The following is a 15,135-nucleotide window of genomic DNA, read 5'->3' as shown; positions in this document are numbered from 1 at the left end:
GAGTGGCCAGTCCTCCGGACCACCGGTCGCGCCGGCCGACGATGCGCGAGGTGGCCCGCGTCGCCGGCGTCTCGCCGATGACGGTGTCCTACGTCTACTCGCGGCCCGGCCGGGTCTCGGCCGAGGCGGCGGCGCGGGTGCGGGCGGCGGCGCAGGAGCTCGGCTACCCCGGGCCGCACCCGGCCGCCCGCTCCCTGCGGCGGGGGCGGGTCGGCAGCCTCGGCGTCGTGCTGGGGGAGCGGCTGGGCTACGCCTTCGACGACCCGCAGGCGGCCCGCTTCCTCGCCGGGGTCGCGGACGTCTGCGCCGCCGAGGGGGTCGGCCTCACGCTGGTCCCGACCACCGGGGCGCCCAGCGATCCCGAGCGGGTCGCGCGGGCGGTCGTCGACGGCTTCGTCGTCTGGACCACCAGCGACGACGACCCGGTGCTCGACGCGGTCGCCGACACCGGCCTGCCCGCCGTCGTCCACGCCGGGCCGCACCACCGGGGCCTGCCGGTGGTCGGCATCGACGACCGCGCCGCCGCCGCGGCGATCGGGCGGGTGGCGTTCGCCGGGGCCCGGCGTCCGGTGGTCCTCGGCTTCCCGCTCGACCGCGCCCGCGCCCGCCGGCTGCTGCCCGCCCCGGAGGTGGGGGCGGTCCGGTTCCCGGTGACGCGGAACCGGTGGGAGGGCCTGCTCGGCGCCTGGACCGGAGCCGGGCACCCGGCGGCGGAGCTGCGGCTGGCCGTGTGCCCGGTCAACGACGCCGAGGAGGGCGAGGCGTTCGCCGCCGAGCTGCTCGCCGGCCCGGACCGGCCGGACGCGATCGCCGCGATGAGCGACGAGCTCGCGCTCGGGGCGCTGCGGGCGGTGGCGGCCGCGGGCCTGGCCGTGCCCGGCGACGTGGCGGTCACCGGCTGGGACGACAGCGACGCCGCGGCGCCGGCGGGGCTGACCACCGTCGCGCAGTCGCTGCGCCGGCAGGGGGCGGCCTGCGCGCTGGTCGCGCTCGGGCGCGCCCCGGACGTCCCGGCGCCGGACGGGTGGCGCGTGGTGGAGCGGGCGACCACCCGCCGGCCGCGCTGACCGCGGGGGTCCTCCTAGTGTCGACGCGTGCGAGCCGTGGGAGTGACCGAGTTCGGAGGACCCGAGGCCCTCACCGTCGTCGACGTGCCCGCCGAGCCCCTCGGGCCGGGGCAGGTGCGGCTGCGGGTGCGCGCCGCCGCGGTGAGCCCGACCGACACGCACCTGCGCGAGGGCGCCTACGCCGGCCGCGACCCGGTGAAGACGCCGCCGTGGGTGCCCGGCATGGACGCCGCCGGTGAGGTCGTCGAGGTGGGCGAGGGCGTCGACCGGGTGGTCGCCGGCGACGCGGTCATGGCGATCGTCGTCCCCACCGGCGCGCACGGCGGCTACCGCGAGGACCTCGTGCTGCCGGCCGGCTCGGTGGCCCGGGTGCCCGCGGGCGCCGACGCCGTCGCCGCGTGCACGCTGCCGATGAACGCGCTCACCGCGCGGCTGGCGCTGGACCAGATGGCCCTGCCGCCCGGCTCGGTGGTCGCGGTGACCGGCGCGGCGGGCGCCTTCGGCGGCTACGTCGTCCAGCTGGCCAGGGCCGACGGGCACACCGTCGTCGCCGACGCCTCCGAGGCCGACGAGGAGCTGGTCCGCGACCTCGGCGCCGACGTCGTCGTGCGGCGGGGCGACGACGTCGCCGAGCGGATCCGCGCGGAGTTCCCCGACGGCGTCGACGGGCTGGCCGACGGGTCGGTGCAGGACGCGCTGGTGCTGCCCGCGGTCCGCGACGGCGGGAAGGTGGCCACGGTGCGCGGCTACCGCGGCGACGGGACCGGCCGGGTCGAGGTGCTGCCCACGATGGTGCGCCGCTACGCCGAGAACGGCGCCGCGCTCGACCGGCTGCGCGAGCAGGTGGAGTCGGGTGCGGCGACGCTGCGGGTGGCCCGCACCTTCGCGCCGGAGGAGGCGCCCGAGGCGCACCGGGTGCTGGCCGCCGGCGGCGTGCGCGGCCGGCTGGTGATCACCTTCTGAGGTCGCGGGCCCGGGCTCGTGTGCCAGGGTGGGGGAGCCCCCGGCAACGGTGCCCGGGGAGGAGCACGGAGGAGCGGCAGATGGTGCACAGGCTGGTGGTCAGCTACGGGCAACCGGAGGACCCGGCGGCGTTCGACGCCCACTACCGGGACACCCACGTCCCGCTGACCGTGCAGATGCCCGGCCTGATCCGGTTCGCCACCGGCAGCCCGCAGCCGCTGGACCCGCGCCAGTCCGCGCCGTACCTCGTCGCGGAGCTCGACTTCGACTCCGAGCAGGCGATGGGGGCCGCGTTCGCCTCCGAGGCGGGCAAGGCCGGCGCGGCCGACCTGCGCACCTTCGCCAGCGGCGGCGTGACCATGACGCACTACGAGGTGAACGAGGTGCACGTCTCCCGGTGAACGGCGCCCAGGCACTGATCCGCACGCTCGTCGACGCCGGGGTCGACGTCTGCTTCGCCAACCCCGGCACGTCCGAGATGCACTTCGTCGCCGCCCTCGACGACGTCCCCGAGATGCGCGGCGTCCTCACCCTGTTCGAGGGGGTGGCCACCGGCGCCGCCGACGGCTGGGCGCGCATGACCGGCCGGCCCGCCGCCACGCTGCTGCACCTGGGCCCGGGCATGGGCAACGGCCTGGCCAACCTGCACAACGCCCGCCGCGGCCGGACGCCGATGGTGAACGTCGTCGGCGACCACGGCCGCTCCCACAAGCGGCTGGACGCGCCGCTGGAGTCCGACATCGACGCCCTCGCCGGCACGGTGTCCGGCTGGGTGCGCCGCTCGCTGGCCCCCGAGGACCTCGCCGCCGACGCCGCGGACGCCGTCGCCGCCGCCGCGCGCGGCCAGATCGCCACGCTGGTGCTGCCGGCCGACGTGTCCTGGTCCGAGGGCGCGGCCGTCGCGGAGCCCCTGCCGGTGCGGCCGCGGCCGCACGTGGCGCCGTCGGTCGTGGACGACACCGCCGCGGTGGTGCAGGCCGGCGAGCCGACCGTGCTGCTGCTCGGCGACGACGTCGTCGCGTCGGAGGCGGGGCTGCTGGCCGCGGCGCGGGTGGCCGCCGGCACCGGCGTCCGGCTGGTGGCCGAGACGTTCCCGGCGCGGATGGTGCGCGGCGCGGGGCTGCCCGCCGTCGGCAAGCTGCCCTACCCGCCCGAGGTGGCGATCAAGGCGCTGGCCGGCACCCGGCACCTGGTGCTGGCCGGCGCGACCTCGCCGGTGCACTTCTTCGCCTACCCGGGGGTGCCGGGCACGCCGGTGCCCGAGGACTGCACGGTGCACGTGCTGTCGGCGCCCGGGGAGGACGGCGTCGCGGCGCTCGAGGAGCTGGCCGCGAAGGTGGCCGCCGGCGCCGAGCCGGAGCTGCGCGAGGCCTCCCGGCCGGAGCTGCCGGCCGGGCGCCTGACGCCGCGGGGGATCTCCGCGGTGGTCGGCGCGCTGCTGCCCGAGCGGGCGATCGTGGTCGACGAGGCGATCACCTCCGGGATCGGCGTCGTCGAGCTGACCGCGGGCGCGCCGCAGCACGACTGGCTCGCCCTGACCGGCGGCGCGATCGGCGACGGCCTGCCGATGGCGGTCGGCGCGGCGGTGGCCTGCCCCGACCGGCCGGTGCTCGTCCTGCAGGCCGACGGCAGCGCGATGTACACGCTGCAGGCGCTGTGGACGATGGCCCGCGAGCAGCTCGACGTCACCGTCCTGCTCTACGACAACGCGTCCTACGCGATCCTCCAGGGGGAGCTGGCGCGGGTGGGGGCCGCCGGCGGCGGGGAGCGGGCCGGGCAGCTGCTCGACCTGGGCGGCCCGGCGCTGGACTTCGTCGCGCTGGCCACCGGGATGGGGGTGCCGGCCACCCGTGCGGAGACCGCCGAGGAGCTGGCGGAGCAGCTGGGCACGGCGCTGCGCGAGCCCGGGCCGCACCTGGTGCAGGCGGTGCTGCGGCCCGGGGAGTAGACCCGGGCTCACCCCCGCGGGGGAACCACTCGCCGTATCCGTTCCAGACCGGTTCGTTTCGCGTCGATGTCCGGCGCATGTCGGAGTGGATCGGGGGCGTCGGCGTGGACGCCGGCGTCGTGGGCAGGCGGCCGGTGGCCGTCGTCGCGTGCACCCTCCTGCTCGCGGTGGTCGCGCTGCAGGGGCTGCTGCACGGGACGGCCGGCGGCGCCGCGCTGTACTTCGTGGTCATCGGGCTGACCGTCGTCGCCGCGTGGGCCGGGGCGCACCGCGCGGGGCGGCGGCCGGTCGCCGTCCTGCTCGCCCTCGGCGTCGGCCTGTCCGCCCTCGGGGACGTGCTCTGGCAGGTCCAGGCGTCCCTGACCGGCAACGGCGCGGCCGTCGGCGTCGCCGACGCCGTCTACCTGGGCAGCTACGTGGCCCTCGGCACCGGCCTGGCGCTCATGGCCCGCCGCCGGCACGCCGACCGCGACCTGCGGACGGCGGGCTGGATCGACGCGCTCGTCGTGTTCGTCGCCGCGCTGCTCCTCGTGTGGGAGCTGTCGATCGCCGCGACCGTGGAGGACGCGTCCCTCGGCCTCGGGACCCGGGTCGTGCTCGCGCTCTACCCGGCCCTCGACGCCGCGCTGATCGGCCTGGTCGTGCGGCTGCTGGCCACCCGCCGGCAGGGGGAGTGGACGCCGCTGGCCGTCGCCGCCGCGTGCTCCTGCTGGCTGGTCTCCGACGTCGCCTACCTGCTCGACGCCGACGCCGTCACCTTCGGCGGGTGGCTGGACTCCGGCTGGCTGCTCGGCAGCGCGCTGCTCGCCGCGACCACCTGGTCGACCGCCCGCGGTGCCGTCACGGCGGGCCCGGGCGGCGAGGAGGGCCGGTCGGGGATGGCCCGGCTGGCCGTGTGCCTCGGGGCGCTGCTGGTGCCGCCCGTGACCGAGCTGGCCACCGACCTCGGCGGCGTCGAGGACGCCTCGGGCGCGATGGTCGTCGCGATGGTCGTGCTGACCGCGCTGGTCTTCGTCCGCGCCGCCCTGCTGCTGCGCGGCGAGGCCGCCGCCCGGGCGCTGGTGCGCTCGCGGGAGCGGTTCGCCGCCAAGCTCACCGCGCACTCCTCCGACGCGGTCCTCGTCGTCTCCCGCGACGGGCGGCTGCTCAGCGACCCCGCGCCGCTGGCCGCCCTGCTCGGAACCGTGGCCGCCGGCGTCACCACCGCCGCGGACGCCGTCCGGCTGGCCGGGGTGGACCCCGAGCTGACCGCCGAGCTGTTCGCGCGGGCCCTGGCCGGCGGCGGCGTCGTCGTCGACGCCGAGCTGCCCGCCCGCCACCGCGGCGAGGACCGCTGGATCGGCATCCGGCTGGTCGACCTCGGGGACGACCCCGACGTCGGCGGCGTCGTCGTGCACGTGACCGACGTGACCGGGCGCCGCCGCGCCGAGGAGGCGCTGGCGCACTCGGTGCTGCACGACGGGCTGACCGGCCTGGCCAACCGCGCGCTGTTCATGGACCGCGTCGGCCAGGCGCTGCGCCGCACGGTGCGCGGCGGCGGCTCGGCCGCGGTGCTCTCCCTCGACCTCGACGGCTTCAAGGCCGTCAACGACTCCCTCGGCCACGCCGCCGGCGACGCGCTGCTGCGCGAGGTGGCGGCGCGGCTGCGCGGCGCGGTCCGCGCCGACGACACCGTGGCCCGCCTGGGCGGCGACGAGTTCGCCGTGCTGGTCGAGCAGGCCGGCGTCGGCGACGACGAGGCGATGCGGACCGCCGCCCGCGTGCTCGACGTGCTCGCCCGGCCGGTGGCGCTGCCCGGCGGCCCGGTGACCGTGTCGGCCGGCGTCGGCGTGGCCGTCGGCCGCGGTGCGGTGGCCGGCGACGCGCTGGTCGGCGACGCCGACCTGGCGCTGTACGCGGCCAAGCTCGACGGGCGCGCCCGCGTGCAGCGGTTCGAGCCCGGCATGCGGGCCGCGGCGCAGGCTGCCCGCGAGCTGGAGCAGGAGCTGCGCGGCGCGGTGTCCCGCGGCGAGTTCCGGCTGGTCTACCAGCCGGTGGTCGCCCTGGACGGCCGCCGGGTGACCGGCTTCGAGGCCCTGCTGCGCTGGGACAGCCCGCGGCTGGGCCCGGTGGGCCCCGACCGGTTCGTGCCGGTGGCCGAGGCCGCGGGCCTGATCGACGAGATCGGCGCGTGGGTGCTGCGCGAGGCGTGCGCGACCGCGGCGGCCTGGCGGCACCTGGGCGACCACACCATGGCGGTCAACGTGTCGGCCGGCCAGCTGACCTCGCCGGACCTCCCCGGCTCCGTCGCCGCGGCGCTGGCCGCGAGCGGGCTGCCGGCCGCCGCGCTGGTGCTCGAGGTGACCGAGACGGCGCTGGTGGGCGACCCCGAGCGGGCGGCCGCGTGCCTCACCGCGCTGCGGGCGCTGGGCGTGCGGCTGGCGCTGGACGACTTCGGCACCGGCTACTCGTCGCTGGCCCACCTGCGGCAGTTCACCGTGGACGTGCTCAAGATCGACCGCTCGTTCGTCGGCGCGATCGCCGAGGGCGAGCCGCTGCCGGCGATCGTGCGCGGCACCATCGACCTGGGTCGCACGCTGGGCCTGGAGGTCCTCGCCGAGGGCGTCGAGCACGAGCACCAGGCGCGGCTGCTGGCCGAGGGCCGCTGCGACACCGCGCAGGGCTACCTGTTCGCGCGGCCGCTGGAGCGCTGCGACGCCGAGGCGCTGCTCCTCGAGCGGGCCACGGCCCGCGGCGGGGTGCCGGTGATCGTGCCGCTGCCCCGCGCGCCGCGGGCGCTGACGTCCCGGGTCTGACGCCGGGAGGTCAGCCGGCCGCCCCCGGCGCGGGCTCGAAGGTGACCGTGACGTCGTCGACGCCGAGGGACCGGGCCAGCGTGGTGAGCATGTCGCGGGTGCCGTCCTCGGCGCGGTCGAGCAGGTCGCTGTCCGCGGCGGCGGACTCCAGCCGCCTCTCGGCGAGCGCGAACAGCTCGCTCTCGTCGGTCGGGTCGTCGGCGAACGCGTCGCCCAGCCGCTCCACGAGGCCGCGGTCGCGGTCGAGCACCCGGCTCTCGTCCGGGTCGATCCGCGCCTCGCCCAGCTGCGGGGCGGGCAGGGTGATGGTGGCGGTCGTGCCGTCGGGGGAGAGGTCGACGCTGTCGTCGCCGAGGGCGGCGAAGTCCACGTAGGCGTCGACCTCGCCGGTGGCGAGGAACTGCACCCGCTCGCCGCTGATCGCCGAGGGCACCCAGGCGGTGTCGCGCTCCTGGTCGACGACGACCTGGAAGGTGCCGGTGGCCGCGTGGTACTCGTCCAGGTCGGCCATGGCCAGCAGCAGCGGCGTCGTGCTGCGGTCGACGGTCTCCTGCTCGAAGGGCGCGGTCCAGTCACCGACCCCGTCGGCCACGACCACCCCGACCGGGACGACGACGGCGGCGGCGATGCCGGCCTTGAGCCACCCGCGTCGGCGGCGGCGCGCCGGCGCGGGGGAGGGGGCGGGGACACGGGACGGGAGCAGGACCGGCATGCGCGATCTCCTCGCGGTCGTCGGGTGTGCCCCGTACAGCACCCCGCGCGCCGGCTCTGTTCCCGGCGAGCGGGTGCGCCGGCGCCGCATCCGGGGTGCCGGAACGCTGCGTCAGCGCACCCGCTCGGCGCCTGTCCGCGGGTCACCCGGCCGGGTGGCGTGCGGCCGCGGCCGCGCACGCGCTGTCCACAGATCGGCTGACCGCCCTCCCGCGGAACGCCTCCGTCTCCCTATCGTCCCGTCGTCCCGAACGGGGTCGGGACGGGTGGGACGGGGGTCTGGTGCCGACTGCGACGAGTGCCCTCGACGTCGTCGACGGCGAGGTGCGCGAGCTCATCCGGCGCCGCGGGCTCGACCCGTTCAGCGATCCCGCGCCGGTCCGCGTGCTGGTGCGCGACGTCGTCGCCGACTACTCCGAGCGGTCGCTGTCCTCGGCGCTGCCGCCGATCGGCGACCCCGAGTCGGTGGTGCGCGACGTGCTCGACCGGGTGGCCGGGTTCGGGCCGCTGCAGCGGCACCTGGACGACCCCGAGGTCGAGGAGATCTGGGTCAACGAGCCGGGCCGGGTGTTCGTCGCCCGCCGCGGCCGCAGCGAGCTGACGACGACGATCCTCGGCGCCGGCGAGCTGGCCGACCTGGTCGAGCGGATGCTGCGCAGCTCCGGGCGGCGGATCGACATGAGCCAGCCGTTCGTCGACGCGGTGCTGCCCGACGGCTCCCGGCTGCACGTGGTCATCCCGGACATCACCCGGCGCCACATGGCGGTCAACATCCGCAAGTTCGTGTTGCGCGCGCACGGCCTCGACGAGCTGGTCGCCGCCGGGACGCTGACGACGCAGGCCGCCCGGTTCCTCGAGGCCGCCGTCGCCGCGGGCCTGAACGTGCTGGTCTCCGGCGGCACCCAGGCGGGGAAGACCACCCTGCTGAACTGCCTGTGCGCGGCGATCCCGGCGCGGGAGCGGGTGATCACCTGCGAGGAGGTGTTCGAGCTCCGCGTGCCACTCCCCGACGTCGTCGCGATGCAGACCCGCCAGCCCAACCTCGAGGGCGCCGGGGAGATCCCGCTGCGCCGGCTGGTCAAGGAGGCGCTGCGGATGCGGCCCTCGCGGATCATCGTCGGCGAGGTGCGGCAGGAGGAGTGCCTGGACCTGCTCATCGCGCTCAACTCCGGCCTGCCCGGGATGTGCACGCTGCACGCCAACAGCGCCCGCGAGGCCGTGGTGAAGATGTGCACGCTGCCGCTGCTGGCCGGCGACAACATCGGGCACGCCTTCGTCGTCCCCACGGTCGCGGCCAGCGTGGACCTGGTGGTGCACGTGGCCACCGAGGCCTCCGGCCAGCGCCGGGTGCGGGAGATCGTGGCGGTGCCCGGCCGCGCCGAGGACGGCGTGGTCGAGCTGGCCGACGTCTTCACCACCCGCGACGGCCGGCTGGTCCGTGCCGAGGGCTTCCCACCGCACGCCGAGCGCTTCGCCGCCGCCGGGTACGACCTGGCCGCGCTCCTCGGGACGCCGGCGTGGAGCTGACCGGCGCGCTGCTCGGGCTGCTGCTCGGCGTCGGTCTGCTGCTCGTCTGGCGCAGCGGGCCGCGGGCGCCGCAGCGGAGGACGACGCCCCGCCGGCCCGGGCGGCGGGCGCGGCTGCTGGCTGAGGCGGGCCTCACCGCGATCAACCCGGCGCAGCTGGCCGCGCTGCAGGCCGGCCTCGGGCTGCTGGCGCTCGTCGTCGTGCTGCTGACCACCGGCACGGTGACGGTCAGCCTCGCGTTCGCCGTGTTCGCCGCGGCCCTGCCGCCCGTGCAGGTGCGCCGGCTGGCCGCCCGCCGCCGGGCCGACCTGCGCGAGGTGTGGCCCGAGGTGGTCGACAACCTCGCCTCGGCCGTGCGGGCGGGGCTGTCGCTGCCGGAGTCGCTGGCGGCGCTGGCCACCCGCGGGCCGGAGGTGCTGCGCCCGCCGTTCGCCCGGTTCGCCGCCGACCACCGCTCCACCGGCCGCTTCGGCGAGAGCCTCGACCGGCTCAAGGCGGACCTGGCCGACCCGGTGGGCGACCGGATCGTCGAGACGCTGCGGGTGGCGCGGGAGGTCGGCGGCACCGACCTCGGCCGGGTGCTGCGCACGCTGGCCGGCTTCCTCCGCGAGGACGCCCGCGCCCGGGCCGAGCTGGAGACCCGGCAGGGCTGGGTCGTGCAGGCCGCGCGGCTCGCCGTCGCCGCGCCGTGGGCGGTGCTCCTGCTGCTGGCCACCCAGTCGACGACGCTGGCCGCCTACGACTCGCCGCTGGGTACCGCGCTGCTGCTCGGCGGGGGCGTGGTCTGCCTGGTGGCCTACCGGCTGATGATGCGGATCGGGCGGCTGCCGCAGGACGTGCGGGTGCTCCAGTGAGCGAGCATCGCAGCGAGCGCCGGCGAGCGAGGAGCGGAGCGAACGGGCCGCGGAGCGGCGGGGTGGCGCAGTGACGCTGCTCGGGATGCTGCTGGGCGGTGCGGCCGCCGCCGGCGTGCTGCTCGTCGTCACCTCCGCGCCGCCGTTCCGCTCGGTGCGGCTGGTCGACCGGCTGGCGCCCTACGTGCACGACACCCCGCCGCCGTCGCGGCTGCTCGGGACGGCGACCGAGCCGGGCCTGCTCACGGCCGCGCGCCGGGTGTTCGGCCCGGTGGTGACCGACGGCGCCCGGTTCGTCGACCGCGTGCTCGGTGGCCGCTCCGCCGTCCGGCGCCGGCTCGACGCGCTCGGCAGCGACCAGGCGGTGGAGGACCTGCGCGTCGAGCAGGTCGTCTGGGGCGGGCTCGGCCTGCTCGGTGCGGCGCTGCTCGCGGCGCTCGGGGCGCTGTTGGCCGGCAGCGTCAACGTGCTGTCGGTGGCGCTGCTGTGCCTGGCCGGGCTGCTCGGCGGGGTGCTCGGCCGTGACTGGTGGCTGACCCAGCAGGTGCGCCGGCGCGAGGACCTGCTGCTGGCCGAGTTCCCGGTCGTCGCGGAGCTGCTCGCGCTGGCCGTGACGGCGGGGGAGGGGCCGGCCGCGGCGATCGCCCGGGTCACCCGGCTGTCGGGCGGCGAGCTGGCCCGCGAGCTCGGGGGCGCGCTCGGGCGGGCGCGGGCCGGCGTCCCGTTGACGGCGGCGCTGCAGCAGGTGGCCGACCGCACCTCGGTCGACGCGCTGGCCCGCTTCGTCGACGGCCTGCTCGTGGCCATCGAGCGCGGCACCCCGCTGGCCGAGGTGCTGCGCGCGCAGGCGGCCGACGTCCGCGAGGCCGGCAAGCGCCGGCTGCTCGAGGCCGGCGGCCGCAAGGAGATCGCCATGATGGTCACAGTTGCCAACTACTACTGTTCCTGCCATGTCTACGCGGTCAGTGATCTACGCCCGGCAGTCGCTTGACCGCTCCGGCGAGGGTGCCGCAATTGAGCGACAGATTGCCGACTGCCAGGCGCTAGCCGAGGGGCGTGGCTGGGTGGTCTTAGAGACGCTGCAGGACAACGACATGTCCGCCAGCACCAGCAAGCCCCGTCCCGGCTACCAGCGCCTCCTCAAGCTGATGCGAGGGGGCGCCGTGGATGCGGTGGTCGTCTGGCACGTTGACCGCCTGACCCGGCGACTAGTCGACCTCGAAGAGGTCATCGGCATCTGCGAGGCGACCCGCATCCGACTTGCGACGGTCACCGGCGACATCGACCTCAGCACCGACACCGGGCGGATGCTCGCCCGAATCCTCGCCTCAGTCGCTCGCGGCGAGGTTGAGCGCAAGAGCATCCGGCAGCGCCGAGCCAATCAGCAGCGCGCCCAGGCCGGACAGATGGGATGGACTCGCCGGCCGTTCGGCTATGAGCGCATCGGGGGCCAAGTCCTCGTCGAGGCGGATGAGGCGAAGGCGCTCGAGCAGGCCGCCCAGATGATCCTCGAGGGGCAGACCCTCGCGGCCGGAGTAAGGCATCTCAACGAGCGCGGCCTGCTCACTACGGCCGGCAAGCCGTGGAACGTGACGTCGCTGCGCCGTGCCCTGCTAAACCCTCGCTACGCCGGCCGCGTCACCTACAACGGTGCGGACGTCACCGCGGGCACCTGGCCAGTCATCCTGCCGGCCGATGTGCAGGAACGGCTGGCCGAAAGGTTGCGCGACGTCAAGCGCCGGGTCCAACAGGGCACCGACCTCAAGTTCATGCTCTCGGGATCGGTGCGGTGCGGACGCTGCGGCGCCGCGATGTTCGCCTCCCCGATGGGACAAGCCGACCGCCGGTGGCAGGTCTACAAGTGCAACGGCTGCTACCTCGCCCGCCGTCAGGACCTGGTCGACGAAGTCGTGGAGGCCGTGGTGCTGGCTCGCCTCTCCCAGCCAGACGCCGCCTCGCTGTTCGTGGACGATGAAGATGTGCCGGCGCTCCGAGCGGAGTGTGCAGACCTCCGCGGGCGCCGTGACGACCTCGCTGGACTGCTGGCCGACGGCCTCATGTCCGCAGCCGTCGTGCGCGAGCGGTCGCAGCAACTTACGGCGAAGATCGCTGCCCTGGAGGACCGGATCGCCCAGGCGCTCGGCGAGTCCCCGCTGACGGCGCTCACGTCCGCAGAGGACGTCCGCATCGCGTGGGAAGAATTGGGGATTCGCGAACGCAAGCAGGTTGTCGAGACGCTGATGACCGTGACCATTCTGCCGGCTGGCCGTGGCGCCCGGTTCAGCCCGGACCAAGTACACATCGCTCCCAAGGCACCTTAGGCGGCCACCGGGGCTGCTCACTGGGAAAGCCTGGATTAAGTAGTTTATCCAGGCTCCAGCCGGCTGCCGTTTAGTGACCAGAGGAGCCGCCTGGAGGCCCATCTGGTCACGACCGCGTTTCCTGATGCTGCCGCGGTTTCCTGCGGGTGGCCACGGACCCTACCTTCACTACAGGTCGAAGGAATCAGCGCTGAGTTACCCCCGACCTCGGTATCCGACCAAGCCGAGTGAGGACCCCCCGTGCAGGCAGAAACCAGGCGTTTGCGCAGTCAGATCGGTGTCGCCAAGCGACTGCGACCCGAGGACACCAAGGCGCTCGAAAATCTGCGTCGCGAATTCGGCGCTGCGCGCCTTGAGGAATATATCCAAAAGACACTCGAGACGTTTCCGCCGCTGTCGCAGAGCCAGCGGGATCGGCTCGCGGGACTTCTCCTGAGTGGGCGCCAGGACTCTTCCGCCGAGGGCGCCGCGGCATGAGCCAGAGAAGACGAGGGCCGGCACCCGCTGCCAACGAGTCCGGCCCTCACGAGAACGCCACCGCCAGGAAGCTCCTCGACCAGCAGCGTAGCGCGGTCGTCCGGCCGCTGCCGCTGTCCTGGGCGCGAGCCCTTATCGACGCTGGCGGCCCGGACGTGCCTGAGTACCGCAGCCACGAGTGGATGGCGTTGCCTGACGACAGTCGCGCCAAGGTCGCCGCCACGGTCATCGCCGCGGAGCGGGACTACGCACGCCGCGTCGGCGTCGAGGTCGTGCAGCCTTCCAGCCATCGGGCTCGCCGTATCGCCGAGGCCCGGCGCTCCCGACCTGGTGACCACCCCGGCGGCGCCGTTCCCCTTTGGGACTTCAACGGCGAGGTGGCCCAGTGAACGAGAGGGACTGGACGCCCACCCTGTTCCACACCAGGGAGGAGCGCGGCGCAGTCCGCATCGAGATTGGCCGACGCAACTCCGCCTGGGCATACGGCGTTGGCCTCGCTCGGACGCTTGATGAGCTGGGCATCCCACGGATGCGTGACTGGGTGCCCGCTCGACGCCGAGCACTGATGCTGCCTGTTGATCGAGTAGCGGACCTTCTTGCCTTGCTCGAGCACCGCGACAGGCGCGTCGTCGAAGTCGTGGCGGTGGACCGATGAGCCGCGCCAAGGACGTCCGCGAGCGCTGGATCGCTGAGGTGCTGCGAACTGAAGCCGTCAACAACAGCTGCAAGGTCGTGCTGTTCGCGATGTACCGGCACATGACCGAGGCCGGTCGCGTGTCCTACCCGCGCGAGCGGCTGGCCGCCGAGGTCGGGTTCAAGAACCCGCAGCGCGTCACCGACCGCATCAAGGAGGCCAAGGACGCCGGCTTGATCGACGTCGTGCACTCGGGCTACCGCGGCATGACGGCCACCTACGAGGCCATGCTTCCCCGCCCAAAGGCACCCCGTAGCGGGGTGGCTACCGAACCGAAAGGTAACGGGTCGCGGGGTCCCATTTTTGGGGTGGCTTTCCCGGCCGCGGACAGCGGCGCCGAGGTCGGCAAGGAACCCCCTGACCGGGTTGCCAACGCGCGCGCTACTTCCAGAACACACGGCAACCGGCCGGCACCGAACGATAGGCGTGTCCTCGGTGACTACGACAAGACGTCACAAGCAGCAGTTGGGGCGAGTTGGCTGCCAACTCCGCCTAAGCGCCCGTCGTCCGACTCCACGGGGCGAGTCGCATGACCACCGTCCACTGCCCGGACTGTTACGCCCAGGTCCCTCACAACGCCCGGGATGGCCGCTGCCGCCGGTGCCGGCCATCCCGGCGCCACTCTCGCCCGAGCCGCCCCCACTGGCGCGACCAGGCCGACAAGCAGTTCCGCGCCTACGTCCAGCAGCACCGGCGCGACCGGTGAACGGCCACGTGATGCGGGCGCCGGAGCACTACGTGCACGGCCTGGACAACGCCGGCGTCGTCCTCGTCCCGGCCCGCATCGCCGAATGGCTGCACCGCCACTTCGAGCTCGACGCCGCCCGCAAGGCCACCCGCGGCGCCGACCCGGAAGTCGACAGCGTCCTCGTCGCGCTGCGGATCGCGGCCCTCAACTGGCGGTCTTCCGTCTACGGCACGAGCCCGCGGAACGTGCCGGAAACCGAGCCAGTCTCTGCGTGGCTGAGCACCACTCAGGCCGCTGACGCACTCGGGCTCACCGACCGGGCCGTCCGCAGCGCGTGCAGCGACGGACGGCTCGAGGCCCAGCGGGTCGACGGCCGGTGGCGGATCAGCCGGGAAGCCCTCGAACACCATCGGGCGTCCCGCCGGCAGCGGGCTGCATGAGAGGACCACAGATGGCCGACACCACTCCCGAGCGGGAGCGCGCCGAACGAGTGCAGCAGCGCTACGCCAACCACGCCGCCCGGCTGCGTGCGGACAGCGACCTGACCGAGCACGCCCGCCAGCGGCGCCTGGCCGACGCCTGGGTCGCCGCCCGCCGCGAGCTGGACGCGCTGCGGGAGGAGGAGCACCGGCGCCTGGCCGCTCGGGAGTGCGACCTCGAGCAGCGGCTGTTCGGCCTGACCCAGACCGGCGCCGACAGCGCCTCACAGGCCATCAGCGCCCGCGATGCGCAGGACCGGGCTGCTCGTGTCACCGGCCCGGCTGAGGCGGCCGAGCTGCTCGAGCGGGCCGAGCGCAACGCCGACAGCACCCTGGCTCGCGCCATCGCTCACCACGCGCTGCAGCAGAGCCGCACTGCCGCCTTCCGCGAGCAGGTGCAGGCGTGGGATGCCGTCCTGGGCGCCTTCCTCGACGCCCGCCCGCATGTAGCACCGGTCGTCGAGGAACTCGCCCAGATCGAGCGGCTCAGCAGCCGGGAGGTCCTCGGGCCGTACTCGCTGGCCCAGCCGTCCGGCATCGCGCCCAGCGTCCTCAACGCCGCCAGCGCAAGCCAGACGGTGCCGGCCTGACCGGCCACGGAACAGGAGAGC

Annotated in this window: 15 protein-coding genes; 14 read left to right on the top strand and 1 reads right to left on the bottom strand. The window is 75.3% G+C overall.

The genetic code is table 11. The features are described from left to right. Nucleotides 1-2 precede the first annotated feature (2 nt). The 5 genes from ACI8AR_RS00415 (at nt 3) to ACI8AR_RS00395 (ending at nt 6,773) form a co-directional block, all read left to right on the top strand. On the top strand, nt 3-1,067 hold the full coding sequence (locus ACI8AR_RS00415; protein ID WP_457049204.1) for a LacI family DNA-binding transcriptional regulator: 1,065 nt from the start codon (nt 3-5) through the stop codon (nt 1,065-1,067). A 27-nt stretch (nt 1,068-1,094) separates the two neighbouring features. Next, nucleotides 1,095-2,030 (top strand): NADP-dependent oxidoreductase, encoded by a 936-nt coding sequence (locus tag ACI8AR_RS00410; RefSeq protein WP_457049203.1) that lies wholly within the window; start codon nt 1,095-1,097, stop codon nt 2,028-2,030. A gap of 80 nt (nt 2,031-2,110) precedes the next feature. Further along, a complete protein-coding gene (locus ACI8AR_RS00405) occupies nt 2,111-2,431 on the top strand; it encodes an EthD family reductase (protein WP_456937332.1) in 321 nt (106 codons plus the stop codon). Next, nucleotides 2,428-3,978 (top strand): acetolactate synthase large subunit, encoded by a 1,551-nt coding sequence (locus ACI8AR_RS00400; RefSeq protein ID WP_457049202.1) that lies wholly within the window; start codon nt 2,428-2,430, stop codon nt 3,976-3,978. Before ACI8AR_RS00405 ends, ACI8AR_RS00400 begins: the two co-directional genes overlap by 4 nt. A gap of 77 nt (nt 3,979-4,055) precedes the next feature. Beyond that, nucleotides 4,056-6,773 (top strand): putative bifunctional diguanylate cyclase/phosphodiesterase, encoded by a 2,718-nt coding sequence (locus ACI8AR_RS00395; protein WP_457049201.1) that lies wholly within the window; start codon nt 4,056-4,058, stop codon nt 6,771-6,773. Between the two features lie 10 nt (nt 6,774-6,783). Here the strand turns inward: ACI8AR_RS00395 and ACI8AR_RS00390 are convergent, their stop codons facing one another. Then, the gene (locus ACI8AR_RS00390; RefSeq protein ID WP_457049200.1) at nt 6,784-7,485 is read right to left on the bottom strand and encodes a DUF4230 domain-containing protein; all 702 of its coding nucleotides are present in this window, start codon (nt 7,483-7,485) and stop codon (nt 6,784-6,786) included. Nucleotides 7,486-7,766: 281 nt separating this feature from the next. On the opposite strand from ACI8AR_RS00390, the gene ACI8AR_RS00385 reads away from it, so the two are divergent. The 9 genes from ACI8AR_RS00385 (at nt 7,767) to ACI8AR_RS00345 (ending at nt 15,114) form a co-directional block, all read left to right on the top strand. Further along, nucleotides 7,767-9,011, top strand: coding sequence for a CpaF family protein (locus tag ACI8AR_RS00385; RefSeq protein WP_457049199.1), 1,245 nt, complete (start codon nt 7,767-7,769; stop codon nt 9,009-9,011). Beyond that, nucleotides 9,002-9,865, top strand: coding sequence for a type II secretion system F family protein (locus tag ACI8AR_RS00380; RefSeq protein ID WP_457049198.1), 864 nt, complete (start codon nt 9,002-9,004; stop codon nt 9,863-9,865). Before ACI8AR_RS00385 ends, ACI8AR_RS00380 begins: the two co-directional genes overlap by 10 nt. A 70-nt stretch (nt 9,866-9,935) precedes the next feature. Next, entirely contained in the window at nt 9,936-10,856 is a 921-nt protein-coding gene (locus ACI8AR_RS00375) for a type II secretion system F family protein (RefSeq protein WP_457049197.1), read from the top strand. After that, nucleotides 10,831-12,186: a recombinase family protein gene (locus tag ACI8AR_RS00370; protein WP_457049196.1), complete on the top strand. Its 1,356-nt coding sequence runs from the start codon at nt 10,831-10,833 to the stop codon at nt 12,184-12,186. The genes ACI8AR_RS00375 and ACI8AR_RS00370 overlap by 26 nt, the downstream gene beginning before the upstream one ends. A 240-nt stretch (nt 12,187-12,426) precedes the next feature. Next, entirely contained in the window at nt 12,427-12,663 is a 237-nt protein-coding gene (locus tag ACI8AR_RS00365; protein WP_457049195.1) for a hypothetical protein, read from the top strand. Continuing rightward, on the top strand, nt 12,660-13,052 hold the full coding sequence (locus ACI8AR_RS00360) for a hypothetical protein (RefSeq protein WP_457049194.1): 393 nt from the start codon (nt 12,660-12,662) through the stop codon (nt 13,050-13,052). Before ACI8AR_RS00365 ends, ACI8AR_RS00360 begins: the two co-directional genes overlap by 4 nt. A gap of 262 nt (nt 13,053-13,314) precedes the next feature. After that, nucleotides 13,315-13,890: a hypothetical protein gene (locus ACI8AR_RS00355; RefSeq protein ID WP_457049193.1), complete on the top strand. Its 576-nt coding sequence runs from the start codon at nt 13,315-13,317 to the stop codon at nt 13,888-13,890. 169 nt (nt 13,891-14,059) lie between these two features. Continuing rightward, nucleotides 14,060-14,485 carry a helix-turn-helix domain-containing protein gene (locus ACI8AR_RS00350; RefSeq protein WP_457049192.1) on the top strand — a complete coding sequence of 142 codons (426 nt, stop codon included), beginning with the start codon at nt 14,060-14,062 and terminating at the stop codon, nt 14,483-14,485. An 11-nt stretch (nt 14,486-14,496) separates the two neighbouring features. Next, on the top strand, nt 14,497-15,114 hold the full coding sequence (locus ACI8AR_RS00345; RefSeq protein WP_457049191.1) for a hypothetical protein: 618 nt from the start codon (nt 14,497-14,499) through the stop codon (nt 15,112-15,114). Nucleotides 15,115-15,135 lie beyond the last annotated feature (21 nt).

The organism is Geodermatophilus sp. SYSU D01036 (genome assembly GCF_054050435.1).
This window is presented reverse-complemented; position numbering and strand designations above follow the sequence as displayed.